The organism is Planococcus sp. TJ-201 (assembly GCF_058268495.1).
This window is the reverse complement of record NZ_JBZDOG010000003.1, coordinates 453,030-468,811: the sequence shown is the minus strand read 5'-3', so window position 1 is coordinate 468,811 and position 15,782 is coordinate 453,030. Positions and strand designations below refer to the sequence as shown.

General features: G+C 44.2%; 18 protein-coding genes, 1 pseudogene and 1 riboswitch. Of the genes and pseudogenes, 2 read left to right on the top strand and 17 right to left on the bottom strand.

Annotation, left to right across the window (positions count from 1 at the left end):
• Nucleotides 1-102: 102 nt before the first annotated feature.
• The 6 genes from AC4EG4_RS10680 to AC4EG4_RS10655 all read right to left on the bottom strand — a co-directional run bounded on the left by AC4EG4_RS10680 (nt 103) and on the right by AC4EG4_RS10655 (nt 7,378).
• Nucleotides 103-1,299 carry a S1C family serine protease gene (locus AC4EG4_RS10680; protein ID WP_490987795.1) on the bottom strand — a complete coding sequence of 399 codons (1,197 nt, stop codon included), beginning with the start codon at nt 1,297-1,299 and terminating at the stop codon, nt 103-105.
• A gap of 14 nt (nt 1,300-1,313) precedes the next feature.
• Nucleotides 1,314-2,180 carry a peptidylprolyl isomerase gene (locus tag AC4EG4_RS10675; RefSeq protein ID WP_490977186.1) on the bottom strand — a complete coding sequence of 289 codons (867 nt, stop codon included), beginning with the start codon at nt 2,178-2,180 and terminating at the stop codon, nt 1,314-1,316.
• Nucleotides 2,181-2,310: 130 nt separating this feature from the next.
• Nucleotides 2,311-3,714 carry an ATP-binding protein gene (locus tag AC4EG4_RS10670; protein WP_490987794.1) on the bottom strand — a complete coding sequence of 468 codons (1,404 nt, stop codon included), beginning with the start codon at nt 3,712-3,714 and terminating at the stop codon, nt 2,311-2,313.
• Nucleotides 3,695-4,375, bottom strand: a complete 681-nt coding sequence (locus tag AC4EG4_RS10665; RefSeq protein WP_490977184.1) for a response regulator transcription factor — start codon at nt 4,373-4,375, stop codon at nt 3,695-3,697. The genes AC4EG4_RS10670 and AC4EG4_RS10665 overlap by 20 nt, the downstream gene beginning before the upstream one ends.
• 105 nt (nt 4,376-4,480) lie before the next feature.
• The gene (locus tag AC4EG4_RS10660; protein WP_490987793.1) at nt 4,481-5,494 is read right to left on the bottom strand and encodes a YcjF family protein; all 1,014 of its coding nucleotides are present in this window, start codon (nt 5,492-5,494) and stop codon (nt 4,481-4,483) included.
• 63 nt (nt 5,495-5,557) lie between these two features.
• Entirely contained in the window at nt 5,558-7,378 is a 1,821-nt protein-coding gene (locus tag AC4EG4_RS10655) for an LTA synthase family protein (protein ID WP_490987792.1), read from the bottom strand.
• Between the two features lie 250 nt (nt 7,379-7,628).
• Here AC4EG4_RS10655 and AC4EG4_RS10650 point away from each other — a divergent pair, with 250 nt between their 5' ends.
• Nucleotides 7,629-8,252: a flavodoxin family protein gene (locus AC4EG4_RS10650; protein ID WP_490987791.1), complete on the top strand. Its 624-nt coding sequence runs from the start codon at nt 7,629-7,631 to the stop codon at nt 8,250-8,252.
• Between the two features lie 52 nt (nt 8,253-8,304).
• On the opposite strand, the gene AC4EG4_RS10645 is transcribed toward AC4EG4_RS10650, so the two are convergent.
• From AC4EG4_RS10645 to AC4EG4_RS10625, 5 genes and pseudogenes are all read right to left on the bottom strand, one after another.
• On the bottom strand, nt 8,305-8,835 hold the full coding sequence (locus AC4EG4_RS10645; RefSeq protein WP_490987790.1) for a histidine phosphatase family protein: 531 nt from the start codon (nt 8,833-8,835) through the stop codon (nt 8,305-8,307).
• A 189-nt stretch (nt 8,836-9,024) separates the two neighbouring features.
• Complete coding sequence (gene ribH, locus AC4EG4_RS10640; protein WP_490977179.1) at nt 9,025-9,489, bottom strand: 6,7-dimethyl-8-ribityllumazine synthase; 465 nt, start codon at nt 9,487-9,489, stop codon at nt 9,025-9,027.
• Nucleotides 9,490-9,530: 41 nt separating this feature from the next.
• Nucleotides 9,531-10,133: pseudogene (gene ribB, locus AC4EG4_RS10635) on the bottom strand (3,4-dihydroxy-2-butanone-4-phosphate synthase); the annotation flags it as partial.
• 17 nt (nt 10,134-10,150) lie between these two features.
• The gene (gene ribE, locus AC4EG4_RS10630; protein ID WP_490977178.1) at nt 10,151-10,780 is read right to left on the bottom strand and encodes a riboflavin synthase; all 630 of its coding nucleotides are present in this window, start codon (nt 10,778-10,780) and stop codon (nt 10,151-10,153) included.
• The gene (locus AC4EG4_RS10625) at nt 10,765-11,055 is read right to left on the bottom strand and encodes a hypothetical protein (protein WP_490977177.1); all 291 of its coding nucleotides are present in this window, start codon (nt 11,053-11,055) and stop codon (nt 10,765-10,767) included. Before AC4EG4_RS10625 ends, ribE begins: the two co-directional genes overlap by 16 nt.
• Before the next feature lie 63 nt (nt 11,056-11,118).
• Nucleotides 11,119-11,289: riboswitch (FMN riboswitch) on the bottom strand.
• A gap of 145 nt (nt 11,290-11,434) precedes the next feature.
• On the opposite strand from AC4EG4_RS10625, the gene AC4EG4_RS10620 reads away from it, so the two are divergent.
• Nucleotides 11,435-11,758, top strand: coding sequence for a CHY zinc finger protein (locus AC4EG4_RS10620; RefSeq protein WP_490987789.1), 324 nt, complete (start codon nt 11,435-11,437; stop codon nt 11,756-11,758).
• 30 nt (nt 11,759-11,788) lie between these two features.
• Here the strand turns inward: AC4EG4_RS10620 and AC4EG4_RS10615 are convergent, their stop codons facing one another.
• The 6 genes from AC4EG4_RS10615 to AC4EG4_RS10590 form a co-directional block, all read right to left on the bottom strand.
• On the bottom strand, nt 11,789-12,277 hold the full coding sequence (locus tag AC4EG4_RS10615; RefSeq protein ID WP_490977175.1) for a GNAT family N-acetyltransferase: 489 nt from the start codon (nt 12,275-12,277) through the stop codon (nt 11,789-11,791).
• An 89-nt stretch (nt 12,278-12,366) separates the two neighbouring features.
• Complete coding sequence (locus AC4EG4_RS10610; RefSeq protein ID WP_490987788.1) at nt 12,367-13,191, bottom strand: metallophosphoesterase; 825 nt, start codon at nt 13,189-13,191, stop codon at nt 12,367-12,369.
• A gap of 105 nt (nt 13,192-13,296) precedes the next feature.
• Nucleotides 13,297-13,701 carry a VOC family protein gene (locus AC4EG4_RS10605; RefSeq protein ID WP_490987787.1) on the bottom strand — a complete coding sequence of 135 codons (405 nt, stop codon included), beginning with the start codon at nt 13,699-13,701 and terminating at the stop codon, nt 13,297-13,299.
• Nucleotides 13,702-13,778: 77 nt separating this feature from the next.
• Nucleotides 13,779-14,564 carry an ABC transporter permease gene (locus AC4EG4_RS10600; protein WP_490987786.1) on the bottom strand — a complete coding sequence of 262 codons (786 nt, stop codon included), beginning with the start codon at nt 14,562-14,564 and terminating at the stop codon, nt 13,779-13,781.
• The gene (locus AC4EG4_RS10595; RefSeq protein ID WP_490987785.1) at nt 14,561-15,442 is read right to left on the bottom strand and encodes an ABC transporter ATP-binding protein; all 882 of its coding nucleotides are present in this window, start codon (nt 15,440-15,442) and stop codon (nt 14,561-14,563) included. The genes AC4EG4_RS10600 and AC4EG4_RS10595 overlap by 4 nt, the downstream gene beginning before the upstream one ends.
• Complete coding sequence (locus AC4EG4_RS10590; RefSeq protein WP_490977170.1) at nt 15,439-15,633, bottom strand: PLD nuclease N-terminal domain-containing protein; 195 nt, start codon at nt 15,631-15,633, stop codon at nt 15,439-15,441. The genes AC4EG4_RS10595 and AC4EG4_RS10590 overlap by 4 nt, the downstream gene beginning before the upstream one ends.
• Between the last annotated feature and the right edge of the window lie 149 nt (nt 15,634-15,782).

Below are 15,782 nucleotides of genomic sequence, written 5' to 3'. Positions count from 1 at the left end.
AGCTCTTTGGGTCATAAGCCAACCCGACTGTGCGGCTGAAAACATGCCGCTTCGCCGGTCTGCCTTATGCCCGGCAGAGCTACACGGGCGCTTACGCTTTTCTTATTCAATACTCTCTGTTAACGGGAGTTCGAAATTCATGATTTCTCCGTTTCTATAGGCTTTTACAGTTAGTGTATCGCCGACTTCTGTTTCGTTGTAGAGGTATTGGCGAAGTTCGAGCACTGAATTTACTGGGTTTCCGTCCATTTCAACGATGACGTCATAAGCTTTCATCCCTGCTGTTGCTGCTCCAGAACCTTCGACTACTGATTCAACGACGATGCCGCCTTCTACTTCTGCAGGCAAGTTCAACTGGCTCGTACGGTATTGTGCTGGCACTTCAGCCAAATCGACAATAGCAACGCCCATGGATGGACGATCTACAGCGCCTTCTGCTTCCAGATCTGAAATAATTGGAATGGCTGTATTAACCGGAATGGCTAGCCCAATGCCTTCTACAGCATCCTGCGCAATTTTCATGGAATTAATGCCAATTACTTGGCCCTCGGCATTAATTAAGGCACCGCCGCTGTTCCCTGGGTTAATGGCAGCATCTGTTTGAAGAACTTCAGACTGCCAATCTTCCGTGCCGTCCTGATTTACATCGATTGGCACTAAGCGCTCAGTTCCTGAAATGACACCCGTAGTTACCGATCCCGAAAACTGGAGTCCTAAAGGGTTGCCAATCGCAATAACCGGCTCGCCGGCCTGCAATACAGAGGAATCTCCAAATTCTGCTACCGTCGTGATCATGTTTCCTGGAACTTCCAACACAGCCAAGTCAGTCCAAATATCTGTACCCAATACTTTGGCATCAAGTTCTGTGCCGTCAGACAAGGTCACCATTACTTCTTCTGCGCCTTCCACAACGTGGTTATTGGTAACGATATATGCTGTATCACCGTCTTTTTTGTAAATGACGCCCGAGCCTGCACCGGCTTCTTGCGATTCTGCATCTTCACTGGTCTGTGAAGCAAATGGGTTTTGCTGTGCTGCCTGTAAATTGGAAACGCCGACTACAGCATCTGTGGTTTGTTCCACGATTTCTGTCACATCGGAAGTGACAACAGTTGAGGTGGTTTGCAGCCCGCTGACAGACTCAGTTGTTGATGCTGCTTCACTCTCTCCTAGATCTGCATCAGTCACTCCCGGGAGAATAACCCCAACCAATAATGCTCCTGCCATCAATCCCGTAAAGCTGGATGCAAAATAACCTTTCTTCGTTCTTTTCGGTTCGTTTGAATTATAGTACCCCATGTTTATTTCCTCCTCTATTCTGTCAATGTATTGACAATGTCATACGACTCAGTTTTTTCTGCCAACCATTCTGCATATTTGGTATTCAATGCTTCATCAAATAAGGTTTCCTTAATCTCTTCCGTGCTGTCTTCCAAATTTGCGTCAACAGCTTCGGTTTTTCCAGTCACTTGAATAATGTGGAAACCGTAATCCGTTTGGACAGGATCACTGATGTCATCCACTTCCATACTAAATGCTGCCTCTTCAAACTCTGCTGCCATTTCCCCGGCTCCAAATGCGCCAAGGACACCCCCGCTTTCAGCATTAGCTGTGTCTGTAGAATATTCCGCTGCAAGTTCGGCAAAATCGCCTCCATCATCCAGCTTTGCTTTTACTTCATCGGCTTCTTCTTGAGTCGCTACCAGAATATGGCTCGCCTCTACTTGCGAAGGCTGTTCGAACGATTCTTTATTTTCTTCGAAATACGTATTGATCTGCTCGTCTGTTATCTCGATATCCGGTCCAATAATTTTTTCAACCTTCAAGTACGTTTCCATTTCCGCTTCCAGGTCCGCTATCGACATGCCACTTGATGCAAGGGCCTGTTCAAGCGCCTCTGTGCCGCCGTAACTCTCTTCATAAACCGCCATTTCCGCATCAAGCTCTTCCTGCGTTACTTCCACCTCTGCATTTTCCGCTTCCTGATTGACGACCTCAGTGGAAATCATGGAATCAAGTGTTGCGGCTCCAGCAGAAGCTACCATTTTGTCATAAAGTTCATCTTTCGTTATTTCTGCATCTCCTACCGAAGCCACTGTTTCATCTCCTGAAAATGCCACCATCATAAAAATAGCTGTTGCCGCCAGTACGCCAATTGCGATGTATAAAAATTTCTTCATGTATAATTCCTCTTTTCCTAAGTTCTTATACATAGCTTATCAAGCAATTATGAATAAACTATGACCAGAGTTTTAACAAACATGAAAAGTTTCCTATGCAAAAAAATGACTTGGGATAGTTGCTCCCAAGTCATTCCTTATGCGGCAGACGGATGATGAATTTCGTCCCGTGCCCTTTTTCGCTTTCAACATGGATTTCTCCGTTGTGCAGCGTCACCAACTTTTTAACGATCGATAATCCTAATCCGAACTGGCCGCTCCCGCGGGATAAATCCGCTTTATAAAACCGGCGCCAAATCAGATCGATTTCCTCCACGTCAATTCCTGCGCCATCATCTTCCACGGTAATCACCATGTGATCCGGTTCAGAATGCGTCATCAAGGAAATGGTGCCGTTCTCCGTAAATTGAATAGCGTTTTTGACAATATTCATCAATATCTGAATCAGTCGATCCATATCCCCAAAGATGATATCCCCTGGCTGAGAATGGATAACAATCGCATTGCCTTTTTCTTTTGCCTGCAGATAAAGCTGTTCCTGAATAATTTCCAGCAGTTCATCCGCGTCAATCTCTTCTTTTGTCAGTTCCACTTGATTGGACCGTATTTTCTCGTAATCCAGATTTTCGTTGACCAGCCGCATTAGCCGCTTGGTTTCCTCGCTCGCCAGGCGGATGCCTTTTTCCCGCTGGCCTTCTTCAATCATATTGTTCCGCAGCCCTTCAATGATGCCTGCGATCGTCGTTAAAGGGGTCCGCATTTCGTGAGATACATCCGCCATAAATTGGCGGCGGCGGTTTTCCAGCCGATCGATTTCCTCGTTGGAATGTTGCAGTTTGGCAGCCATTTTGTTGAAGTCGTGCGCCAAGTCACCAAATTCGTCGAAATTCGATTCTGGCAAGTTAACATCATAATGGCCTTCACTGATCATAGAAGTCGCTTTGCGCATGCGCTGGATCCTGCTAACATGCAGTTTCGACAACCACAGGCTAAGCAGCAGCGCAATCGCCAGAGCGATTAAAATAGTGGTGATTAAGGTTTTATTCAATTCCGCAATCATTTCGCTGATGCCACTGACAGGAGAGGCAAGCAATACGCCGCCAGCCAATTGGTTATTCTCGAAATAAGGCATGGCCACAAATGTAACGGTAAAGTCGAAACGCTCAACGTCACGATTGACTACCAGCGTTTCTCCCTGTTCGATGACATTCCATTCTTCTTGCGTCAACTCTACTGGTGGAAATGCGCCAGCTACCGGATACAAAATACGGCTTTGCTGATCAAAGACAATAAAATTGATATTCTGTGCTCCAAGAATTGAGACATAGGATTGCAGGTTGGTGCCCGGCCGAGCACGTTCGAGTTCTGCAATAATCTGTTCGCCGTAATTTTCCAGCTCTTCCGCTTTTTCGTTGTAAGCAAAATCATCCACGTAGCGGACAAATAAAATACTTAAAATCAAAAAAGCAATCAGCAAGATGCTCATATGGCTGGCAATCAGCTGATAGAAATACTTAATTCGTGTGTTCTTCAAATTTATAGCCAACTCCCCATACTGTATGGAACAGCTTGTCCCCGTCATCAATTTTCTTGCGGAGGCGCTTGATGTGAACATCTACTGTCCGCTCATCGCCATAAAACTGGTAGCCCCATACCTGCTCCAACAATTGTTCCCGGTTGAACACTTGCTTCGGATGCTGCAAGAAAAAGACCAACAAATCAAATTCCTTAGGTGTCAGGCTATCAACTTCCCGACCATCTTTCAGAATGCTTCGCGTTTCTTTGTTGACGGTAAAATGAGCCGTTTGGATAAGGTCCGACAGGGGTTCCGCTTTTTGGGTTCGGCGCGTGACTGCTTTGACGCGGGCCATTAGCGTCAGTGGACTGAACGGCTTTGTCACGTAGTCATCTGCACCCATCTCAAAACCAATGACCTGGTCCGATTCGCTGTCTTTCGCCGTCAGCATGATGATCGGGACTGCACTTCCTTCTTCACGGATCTTTCGGCACAGCGCGATGCCATCCATTCCCGGAAGCATCCAGTCCAGAATCAGCAAATCGTATGAGCCATCTTTGTATTTCCGGTAACCTTCCAGTCCATCGGCTGCAAAATCGCCCTGGATGTTTTCTTTCGAGAAAAACAATTCAAGCATGGAGCTGACGCTCGGGTTATCTTCCACAACCAATATTTTCATCCCGCACCTCCGTCTATCTTTCTCCTAAAGGTAAATGACAAATCCGAAAGACGCAAGCAAATTGAAAAACCGCCCTTCCGTATAGGAAGAGCGGTTCGGCAGCCCTTAGGCTTTTTTCTCGCGTGTTTTAAGCTTTACAAACAAGTCGCCAATCATATCATAATCGATGGCGATATTATTTTCATAGGCATATTTCACACCATAGCCCAGCGCCAATGTCATAGATGAAGCGACAGTTCCACCAATGATGGATCCAGCTCCTGGAATGAACTTCAGTGCCTGCCGGTAAATGGTGTGTCCAATTGTTTGCGTTGCTGTGATGACGATCATGTCTTTCGCCGCTTTTTTAGTTAGCGGTTTGTCATAAAGATTCGATAATTTGATAATCAGCCCAACCTGCAGCGTGGTTAATGGCAATACATCTGAACCTGGGATTGGCGATGCTCCAATAACACCTGCTGAAACTCCCGCTCCAATGATCCAACGCGTGGCAGCAGAAGATTTTTCTTTCATGCTTTTGGCGAAGAGCAGGTCCTTACCCTTCTTTTCGAGCAAAAAAAGAATCTCCCTCTTTAAGGTTTCCAAATTTTCTTCTGTTTTCGAAGAAATCGGAATGATTTTGTATTTATTTCCTGTATGATCTTTGACGAACTGGACGATGGACGGAATGTTTTCCGCTGCATCAATTTTATTCAAAACAATCAGGATGTCTTTGTTGTGCTTCTCAATTTCCTTAAACTTCTCTTTTTCACTTTCAGAAAACACGGTGCCTGCCGCGTTCAGAAAAAATAACACAACATCGGATTTCTGCACAAACTCCAAGGTTTTTTTAGGATTTTCGTCATTCGGATCGTTCAACCCCGGCGTATCCATAAATTTGATGTTTTCCAGACCGCGAATATTATAAGGATCTACACTGACCGTTTCACCTGGCATCGGATTCGTACTGGCAATATCTTCTCCAATAATCTTGTTGACGGTGGAAGATTTGCCGGCATTAACCTCGCCGATTAAGGAAATTAAAAGCTCTTGATCGAGCGCATCGTTGACTTTTTTCATTTCGTTTTCAAACATTTTGTCCATCGCTTGCATCACTTCTTTTTCGAACTCTTTTACCATTGACTTTTCCCCCTCATCTCTTGCTTACTGTCTATTATAGTAGTTTCTCTTTGCCTGAGGAAATTATTCCTCGATATAGTCTTTTAATAAAAGATCTGCATAGTTCATCAAGGTTTGAGTATCATCAATATGCTTTTGGGCTTCGCTGTTTTTACTGCGTTTCTCCATGCTTTTCAAATCATAAAGTACTCCAGACAATTTGGCTCCGGGTGCTTTATATAATTGCTCCGACTGGATATAAGATCCTCCGGGCAAATAATAACGCATGCCCAGTAAATTCTTTTTGTATTGAAACAGGTTGTGGCCCATCATTGGCTCTTCATGTTCGACACCGAGCAAAGCCAGAAGCGTTGGCATAATGTCCGTCTGTCCAGCCAGACGCGTCATTTTGCTTTCTTCGAAAAGATTCCCCCCTGTAAAAATCAGCGGAATGGTGTACTGGTCTTTTAAAGAATAATCATGCCCTAAAAAATTGCCCAACAACGCCTGATCTTCTTCCGTTACCAGCGTGCCGTGCATTCCAGAATGATCGCCGAAAATAGCAATCAGGGACTCGTCGTAAATTCCTTGCGCCTTTAATTCTTGAATAAATGCACCAATTTGTTCATCTGCGTAGCGAATGGACTGCAGGTAATTGCCGATATACATGTCTTCGTATTCTTCCGGCAGTTTTAGATACTGCATGGATTCTGGCATGTCGAACGGAGTATGGCTGGTGACCGTCACGATATTCGCATAAATGCGATCGTAGGTTTCGAGCTGTCTCGGCAATTCGTTTGCCACAAAGTCGAACAAGACCTCATCAGCTGGTCCAAAACCTACTTTTTTAATGTCGGGAAGATCATCGATGGAAAAAATCTCTTCGTAGCCAAGAACCGGATAAAGAACGTCTCGGTTCCAAAATGTTATATCATCTGCATGATAAGTGGCCGATCCGTAGCCTTTTTCTTTCAGTGTTTGTGCCAAAGATGGCGCTTTTTTTCCAGTAAGGCTGTTTGCTGTAGGAATCATGCCTTGCGGATACAATCCTGTGTTGGTCATCCATTCGGCATCAGAAGTTGTCCCTGCTCCAACCTGCTGGAAGACATTAGAAAAATAAGCACTTTCATTTAAAAGCTTGTTGAGGTTAGGGGTAATTTCCTGACCGTTCAAGGTTCGTCCAATTACGAAATTCTGCAATGATTCTACTTGGATAACGAACAAGTTGCGGCCTTCTGCAATCCCAAAACTTTCCTGTTCAGTGACGTTTACATATTCATTGCCTTTCAGCTCTTCCAATTCCTTTGCGGACAGTTTGCTCGAAGACGCATGGGCAGTTTCCGTTGAGCGGTTATACAATTGGACTACTTGCGACTGCAGAAATCCATTTTCTTTCGCAAAATAAGAAACATCGATGACGGGCTGCTTGATGGCATAGACAATTGTAACCGCACATACCGCAGCCATCCCGGCAACTACATACTTCATACCGCCGGTCTTTGCAGGTTGCTTCCAGTGCCGTGCAAGGAATATGAGCAAAATCGCATCCAGGAAAAACAAAAAATCCCACGGTGTTGACAGCATTGTGATTGTGCCGCTGACAGAACTTGATTGGGTGAGCTGCTGCAAATCATAATAGGAAGGAATCGTGGAATAATAGCGAATATAAAGCGTGACTGCAAAAAAAATAACCGATACCAGCAAATTGAAAACCCAAACTGTCCGCCAAAGATGGTTTTTAGCCAACAGCAAAACTATCGATAAGAACAAAGCCCACATAGGAAATTCAATCAATGCAATATGTAAAATCGATTTGGTATCAAAAATCAGCACGCGAAAAGCACTCACTTTAATTAACAAGAAAAGAAAAACTAATACATAAGGCAGTACATCTGTTTTTTTCATTTGGAACACCTCTATTCTTCAGCAAACTATCTAAATTGAATGGTGCATATATTTTTTTAAAAAGGGAATAGAAACTATGTAAGTTGAGCTAAGCCTTTTCGCCTGTCGATATTTCACTACACCTTCATGAGAATAGGGAAATCCAAACCTTCCGTTATTCTACCATTTTTACATTGGTGCATTCCAGGCATATAGGAAGCTCTACATTCGTATAATTTTTTCAACAGGATCAATTCAAAGGAGAGATAAAATGCAGAAATTGAAAGCAGTTTTTCTTAATACTTCATTAAAAAGTTCAACAGAACCTTCTCATACCGAAGGATTTATTCAGGACGTTCAATTCCATTACAATCAGCTGGGGGTTGAGTCTGAGGTTATTCGTTTAGCGGATTACAAGATTGCCTATGGTGTTCAAGACGACATGGGGGACGGAGATCAGTGGCCACAAATTCTTGAAAAAGTACTGGCTGCAGATATTGTCGTGATCGGCACACCCCTATGGCTTGGAGAAAAAAGTTCACTCGCTACCCAAGCAATTGAACGCCTTTATGGCAGCAGTAGCGTGACCAATGATAAAGGCCAATCTATTTTCTACAATAAAGTAGGCGGAGTGGCCATTACCGGAAATGAAGACGGCGCCAAACACGCCGCTGCTTCTATTCTCTATGGACTCTCCCATATCGGCTTTGTCATTCCACCTAATGTAGATGCCTATTGGGTAGGTGAAGCAGGTCCTGGCGACTCTTACATGGATGCGGGACGAGACAACGAATTTACTCAGTCAGCGATCCAACGCCTTGCCTACAACACCTACCACTTAGCAGGAATGCTAAAAAACAACCCGATTCCAAATGAAGGAAACACATTGGAATAACTGTAAATAGTCCAACCGGCGGCATTCACATGCTGCCGGTTTTTTCGTAAAATCATTCCCATACACGTTTTACAGAAAGGTCGCCGTCGCTTATTTCTACCTCGTAAATATCTGGATTTGTCAGCCTTTTCCACTCTGAAAAACCATAACTCTCATCAATTTGTTTCAGCAGCAATCCTAATAAATTTCCGTGAGTCACTGCTGCGGTTTTATCTTCCATTTCATTCAATACAGCCATTGCGCGATCTGTTGCTTCTTTTCCCGATTCACCACCGGCAAATTTTAAATCGGCATCCTTAAAGGAATCCTCCAGTTTTTCCATCCAATCCGGCAAATCTTCAGAACTCAATACCCGCTCTGCCAACCGATCATCGATTTCGATCGGCAAGTTCATTCGGTCAGCAGCTGGTTCGATGGATTGAATGGCACGCGTAAAAGGGCTTGAGATAAAGTGAATCACATGCCGATGCTGCAGAAATTCGGCTAAATCTTGCGCCTGCTGCTTACCTGTTTCAGTCAATTCTGCATCGGGCGCCTGCCCCGTTGCCTGGCAATGTCTAATCAAATAAATCGTTTTATTCATGATTCCCCACCCTAGTTCAATTTTATTTCCCACTTTTCTAGTTCGTTCACCCATAAATTGGATTCGGTTTCTTCTATTAATTCTCTTGCCCCAAATTCGGGAGACCCACTGCTGTTATACATCTTATTCCCTTAAATTCCGTTTTTAAATCTTGAAAAAACCCCTGAGCAGGAGCCCAGGAGCTGGATGTTATAGTTTTTTCATTAGGTTCGCCATTTCAATGGCACCTGCAGCTGATTCCCAGCCTTTGTTGCCGGCTTTTGTTCCTGCCCGCTCAATAGCTTGCTCAATAGAATCGGTTGTCAAAACGCCAAAAATAACCGGAATATTTGCTTGGTCGCTAGCTCTTGAAACGCCTTTAGCAACTTCGCTGCAGACATAATCGAAATGCGGTGTCGCGCCTCGGATCACAGTTCCTAAAGTGATGACTGCATCGTAATTTCCGCTCATCGCCATTTTTTTGGCGACTAACGGAATTTCAAAAGCACCTGGCACCCAAGCGATTGACACGTCGTCTTCTCCAACGCCGTGGCGTTTTAATGCGTCTTCTGCACCACCCAGCAGCTTGCTTGTAATAAATTCGTTAAAGCGGCCGACAACGATGCCGATGCGCAGCCCTTCACCATTTAAATATCCTTCAAAATGTACAGTCATGCAATTCCATCTCCTCTGGTAGATTAATAGGTTGTTGTGCTTTGATTTTTGTGTTGGTAGGATACTAACTCTTTAATCGTGAGAATTCCCAGTCCGAGCCGTTCTGCTACTTTCAGCAAATCGTCCACTCGTGCCATTGTGCCGTCTGGATTCATAATTTCACAAATAACCCCTGCAGGCGGCGATCCTGCCAGCTTCGCTAAATCAACAGCCGCTTCGGTGTGCCCCATCCGTTCAAGCACACCTCCGTCTTTTGCAATCAACGGGAAAATATGGCCTGGACGTTTAAAATCCGTCGCTTTCGCATCCGGCTTTATCAAACTGGTAATGGTATGAGAACGTTCGTAAGCACTGATGCCTGTAGTTGTGTCTTTATGATCAATGCTAATGGTAAAGGCTGTACCAAATTCGTCTGTATTATCGTCCGTCATCAAACCGATTTCCAAGTTTTGAGCGATGGACTGGGCAACAGGCACGCAAATCAATCCTCTGCCTTCTGTCGCCATCAAATTGACAATTTCAGGTGAAGCAAACTCTGCCAATGCAATAAAATCGCCTTCGTTTTCTCTATCTTCATCATCAATCACAATGATTGCTTTGCCATTTTTCAAGTCTTCGACGGCTTTCTCTACTGTGTAAAACATCTCTGATGTACCTCCCTTTAAAATCCATTTTCCGCCAGCCAACTTCGGCTGATTTTCGGTTCTGCTGTCTGAATGCGTTCGGTATACTTCGCCAACAGATCACATTCAATATTGACCTTGTCCCCAATGCCTTTATCTCCTAACAGCGAATCTTCCTGCGTGGTCGGAATAAGAGATATGGTCACCGTATTATGGCCAAGCGCAAAAATGGTCAGTGAAGTCCCATCCACTGCAATCGAACCCTTCAGCATCATGTATTTCATCAGCCGAGGCTCAAGTTCAATGGTTTTGGTCACGGCATTCGCTTCTTTTTTTGCAGAGCGAATTACGCCGACACCATCGATGTGCCCACTGACAAAATGGCCGCCAAAGCGTCCATTGGCTGGCATCGCACGTTCTAAATTCACACCGGATCCGGCCTTTAAACCAATCATTGTTGAAGACTTGACGGTTTCTGGAATAACATCAACCGTAAATGTATGAGAGTTGAATGTCGAAACTGTTAAACACACACCGTTAATGGAGATGCTGTCTCCACGTTTGATGTCCTCTAAAATCAGTCCGCAGGAAATGGTCAATTCCATCGCCTGTGGTTTAGTACGAACTGAAGCAACATGTCCCACTTCTTCGACTATGCCTGTAAACATTTGGTCACACTCCTCCGTTCAGGCCGCAAGAGCAGATTTAATTGGGGTAATATGGGTAATTGGGTGCTTTCCACCATGGGGCGTATAGGTGGTGAGGAAAGGAATGTTCTGAAGGTTGGTCTGTGCATGTGCCCTGCTTCTTTGTCAAGATTGCCGGTTTCCCAGCTGTTTTTCGTACCTTGAAAAAGCTCTTTTTCCACGGAGGAAAGGAGCAGGATTAAAGATGGTCGTCTCGAAATTTCAGAGACTGGTCCCACATAACGGTTTTTGGTCATACAAATTCCTCCTTTCAATTTCAACTCAATTGAAAAGAAGAGGCACATAACGAAGCCGATCTCTAAATTCTTCTCCCATCCAGACTGTAACTGTCGGTGCTGGAATTTCACCAGCTCCACCGCTTGGACGCGCACAGCATAGTGGCCTATGCCTGCATTCGCCTAACCGGGTCACGGACTTGCAGTTTCCTGCTCACCGCCGGTAAGGAATTTCACCTTGCCCCGAAGAATTAGATTCGTAGTTTCGTCCTATTCATAGTAGCATAGAAAGAAAACAAACCAAATAAGTTGAACTTCAAAACTCATAATTATGTCTTAGTTGGAAGCTGTTTTCTTTCATTCGACTTATCCAGTCCATTTTTAGAAAGGGAGATTTTGTATGCCACATCGCCAAACAGTGAAAGGGATTGGAGTTGATGCTGAAACAAGGTGTGCCCATTACCACTCACCCATTGACCGGATTGCTATCAAGTTTTTTTGCTGCCAGCAATACTTTCCTTGCTTTGAGTGTCACGAAGCTGTTGGGTGCAACAATCACCAAGTATGGCCAAGGGAAAAATTTCATGAAAAAGCCGTGTTGTGCGGAACTTGTGGACATGAATTATCGGTTGATGACTATTTAGCCTGCGCATCAACTTGCCCATCCTGCTCCTCGCCGTTCAATCCCGGCTGCAGTTTGCACAAGCATCTCTATTTCGAATAAAGTAAAAGCCAAGTGAGAGCAATACTGCTCTTACTTGGCTTTTTTGATGTACAAAGACATTACGTACTGCTCACCTTTTGAGCGCATAATTCGCCTGCCAGTATCTTTAAATCCTGCTTTTTGATACAGCCGTTGCGCCGGAATGTTACGCGCATTGACGCCTAGCACTACTTCATCAAAACTAGAGAATTCCTCTCCCATAAACTCCGGCAATGCATAGATGGAACCTGTCGCGATGCCCCGGCCCTGAAATTTTGGATTTACAGAAAATCCTCTCAATAGAAGGGCATTTGGATTATCCGAATACTTTTTCCGGTCTTCTGACTCATCCAATTCAAAAAAACCGGCATCTTCCCCCCGTGCTTTGATGATGATGAAGTGCTTTAAGGGGTCTTTGGCATCTTTTTCAATGATTTCTGTCGGCAGCCGGGTAAATTCCAACTGGTCTGACGGCAAATCGTAGTCAACTGACACTTTTGAGGAATACCGATGCAATGTAACTTCCTTTTTCTTGATCACGCTGAGCAGCCTCCTTATTTACAGTACATCTTCAAATGCAAACTAGGGTTTAATGATAAAAAAGCTCCTGAAAAATGGCCGCAGCAGCATTATTCTTTTTCCAGCGTCACTACGACAATTTCCGGCAAATTAAAAATACGCACAGGAAAAGTGCTGTTGCCAAGCCCTCGGCTGACAACCATTTGGGATTGGTCTATTTCAAATATTCCTTCGGTCACTTTTGGAAACCAACCTTGTCCCGGAGCAATCAAACCGCCAAGTCCTGGAATACGAATTTGCCCACCATGAGCATGTCCAGAGAAAACAACGTCCACTTCATCTTCTGCATAAATTGGAAAGTACTCTGGACGATGTGCGAGCAGCAACGTAAAATCGTCGGTCATTTGTGCATCGTCAAGACTGTGGCGTGTTGCTTCTTCTTCATGAATATCCGGTTCCATCAATGGATCTTCGATTCCTGCAATCTGGATTGATGATCCACCTTTTTCCCATTCCACTGAATCATTTTTCAAGACAGTTACGCCACGTTGCTGCAGCGCCTCCGTTATTTCTTCTACCTCGTTAGAGGCCACTTCATGATTCCCGGTTACAAAATACACATTGCTCATCTCAATCAATGCGTCTACCAGCACTAAGCTCGCTTCCAAATCGTAGCGGTTGCTGTCAACAAGGTCTCCTGTTAAAAAAATAACATCCGGATCAGCCGCTTCCACTTTTTCGATCAGCGACGACTGATTTCTCCCAAAAGTCGCATTATGCAAATCCGATACTTGAACGATTTTTGAACCGTTGAAAGCTTCTGGCAGCTCGTTAGATGTCACCGTATATTCAGTGGTTTGTATCCACTTGTTGCTGTACCAAATTCCACTCCATACCAATAGTATGAGCAGTATGAATACTGCGAGTTTCTTCATAAAAATTAACCTCTATTCAATTCTTATTAAATTATTGGGGCTAATCCCAACTGTTCTATGAGCTAATTGACGCCTGATTTACCAAAAAAGATGCAAGGCTCTTTCTTAAGCATTGCCAGTTGTTTCACTGGGTGCTGTAATCTCAAGCTTTACGTGATCGGGCCCTTCAAGAAAAACAGCATAGTAATCCGGCCCGCCCGCAAAAGGATGAAGTTCTTCATACAGCACTCGCGCTCCCCATTGTCGCATTTTTTCAGTCATTTCGTCCACTTGTGAGCGTGAATCGGCATGAAACGCTAAATGGTTGAGTCCCGTTCTTTTGCGGTGATGCGCAGGTTGAAGAAACACTCGTTCGGTTTGTACAAAAACAATGTAGGTAGGACCTGATTTATAACTAAAGCCTTGTTCCCACTCTTGGAACAACACATACCCCAGCGGCGGCAGCAATTCGCTATAGAAAGATCTGGCCTCTCGCAAATTTGAAACGTTCAGTTCAACATGATGAAGCATTCACTGCACCTCTTTTTCAGAAATTTAAACGATTTTCTTTGTTACGAACTGGGTATGTCAGTATGGTCTGCATCCCATTAAACTTTTGTTTTCGCTTTGTTTTTACGGGATGCCCAGCTTCCAAAAACAATGGATACCAAAATAATGAAGACCGCTACCCCAATTGCCCCCGCGAGGTTTACACTGTCCGGACTTCCGGTTAACCAAGTGGTTGCATATTGAGGCAGCTTTACTGGTGAAACGGACCAATTTGTCCCAAGCAAGCCATCACTTACTTGAAGAAGGAGGTAAATCGCAAATGCCACAGCCCCCGCAAGCCCGCTATTTGGCATTGCTGCACTCGCTGCCACCACAATAGAAACAATGAGCAGTACCCAGACGCTATAAGTTCCAACCATTTGCAAAAGATTCGTCCATTCCACTCGATCAAAAAATAAAAAAGTATAATAATAGCCCGCCAGAAAACCAAGCCAAACACTCGCTAAAGAAATGGCTGATGCTGTTAACCACTTGCTGAGAAAATAAAATGGAAAAGAAAGCGGGCGCACATACAACAAGGTCGCTGTTCCACTTTTACGCTCTCCAGCAACGGTTCCCATATAGGCTAAAATCAAAACGGCCATTCCGATTGTTTGAAATTGGCCCATGACTGCAATCAGCATCTGTTCGGGTGTTGGTACCGGAAATTCAAACACTGCTCCTTCCGGCAACCCGCCTGACGCCTCAAGAATTTGCGGCATAAAGAAATTGACGACCGGCTCGGTGATTCCGAGAAGAATGAAAACAGCCGGCAGCCAGTAAATTTTATAATTTCGAATGTTTTCCCGCCATTCTTTTTGCATTAAAATAGTAAATTGGTTCATTTGGCAGCGACCACCTTCAGATAGATTTCTTCCAGAGAGGCTGTTTGAACATCGACTCCCAGAATATCCTGTTTTTCAGAAGCTAATATTTCAAGGATTTGCTGCATGGATGGTCCGTTTTGGCGAATCGGAAGAAAAATCATATTCTCTTTGAGGTCACGCTCCCATGGGAGTTTGCCAGCAAACACTGCCGCTTGGTCAGGGCTAGAAAACCGTATTCGAATATGTGGACGGGCATGCCGATTCTTCACGTCATTCAACGAGCCATGCTCAATCAAACGCCCATCTTTCATAAAAAGTAACTGATCGGTCATTTCTTCTGCATCATTTAGTATATGGGTAGAGTACAAGATGGTGGTATCCTGCTGCAACGTTTTCAACAAGTCCATAATTTCTCTGCGTCCGGTTGGATCCAAAGCGGAAATCGGTTCATCCAACAATAGAAGCTTTGGCTGATGGACGATTGCTTGTGCCAAACCCAGACGCTGTTTCATCCCACCTGAAAAAGCGCCGGTTTTTTTATTTAGAGCCGACGCTAGCCCAACAAATTCAAGGGTACGGGTTGCCTGCAATCTTGCTTTTTTAGGATCAATGCCACTCAGTTTTGCGGCCATTTCTGTAAATTCAAGCGCTGTCAACCAAGGGAAGAACTGAGGATACTGAGGCAAAAAACCGATGGTGGTTTTTTTATCCATTCTGATGGAGCCGCTAGAGGGAGATAACAAATCAGCTAACATAGACAAACTTGTTGTCTTTCCAGCTCCATTTGGGCCAATTAAAGCAGTGGCTGTTCCTTGTTCCAACACAAAAGAAAGATCTTCTACTGCATTTTCCTGTCCATAACGCTTTGCCAGTTTTTCCACTTCTAGAATACTCAATAGTTTTTCCTCCCGACAACAAAGTATAGAATAGGTCCAATAATATTGACGATGACAATTAATATGCCCCACATCCATTTGGGACCATATGGATTGGGATTTTTTATCAAGTCTACCAACGCGAAAATCATTAATGCGAATTGAATAATAACGATTGGCAGCAAAGCCAAAACCAACGTAGTTTGATCCATTAAACGTCACCTCTTTTTCTTTTCGCGGAAAAGATCCTATAAGCTATGTTCTCGGCATTCCTTGCTATTTCCTTTATTTGCAAAACATCTACTATTAAAATCAAGGTTTTTTAACGTTTTGACGTATTTTTCCTAAAAAATACGTCAAA

Bases quoted from the DNA above. Each gene is read 5' to 3' on its own strand.
- AC4EG4_RS10680 (WP_490987795.1), bottom strand. From the start codon at position 1,299: ATGGGGTACTATAATTCAAACGAACCGAAAAGAACGAAGAAAGGTTAT.
- AC4EG4_RS10605 (WP_490987787.1), bottom strand. From the start codon at position 13,701: ATGCTTCATCATGTTGAACTGAACGTTTCAAATTTGCGAGAGGCCAGA.
- AC4EG4_RS10625 (WP_490977177.1), bottom strand. From the start codon at position 11,055: ATGACCAAAAACCGTTATGTGGGACCAGTCTCTGAAATTTCGAGACGA.
- ribH (WP_490977179.1), bottom strand. From the start codon at position 9,489: ATGACTGTACATTTTGAAGGATATTTAAATGGTGAAGGGCTGCGCATC.
- AC4EG4_RS10665 (WP_490977184.1), bottom strand. From the start codon at position 4,375: ATGAAAATATTGGTTGTGGAAGATAACCCGAGCGTCAGCTCCATGCTT.
- ribE (WP_490977178.1), bottom strand. From the start codon at position 10,780: ATGTTTACAGGCATAGTCGAAGAAGTGGGACATGTTGCTTCAGTTCGT.
- AC4EG4_RS10675 (WP_490977186.1), bottom strand. From the start codon at position 2,180: ATGAAGAAATTTTTATACATCGCAATTGGCGTACTGGCGGCAACAGCT.
- AC4EG4_RS10645 (WP_490987790.1), bottom strand. From the start codon at position 8,835: ATGAATAAAACGATTTATTTGATTAGACATTGCCAGGCAACGGGGCAG.
- AC4EG4_RS10650 (WP_490987791.1), top strand. From the start codon at position 7,629: ATGCAGAAATTGAAAGCAGTTTTTCTTAATACTTCATTAAAAAGTTCA.
- AC4EG4_RS10655 (WP_490987792.1), bottom strand. From the start codon at position 7,378: ATGAAAAAAACAGATGTACTGCCTTATGTATTAGTTTTTCTTTTCTTG.
- AC4EG4_RS10610 (WP_490987788.1), bottom strand. From the start codon at position 13,191: ATGAAGAAACTCGCAGTATTCATACTGCTCATACTATTGGTATGGAGT.
- AC4EG4_RS10620 (WP_490987789.1), top strand. From the start codon at position 11,435: ATGCCACATCGCCAAACAGTGAAAGGGATTGGAGTTGATGCTGAAACA.
- AC4EG4_RS10600 (WP_490987786.1), bottom strand. From the start codon at position 14,564: ATGAACCAATTTACTATTTTAATGCAAAAAGAATGGCGGGAAAACATT.
- AC4EG4_RS10590 (WP_490977170.1), bottom strand. From the start codon at position 15,633: ATGGATCAAACTACGTTGGTTTTGGCTTTGCTGCCAATCGTTATTATT.
- AC4EG4_RS10660 (WP_490987793.1), bottom strand. From the start codon at position 5,494: ATGGTAAAAGAGTTCGAAAAAGAAGTGATGCAAGCGATGGACAAAATG.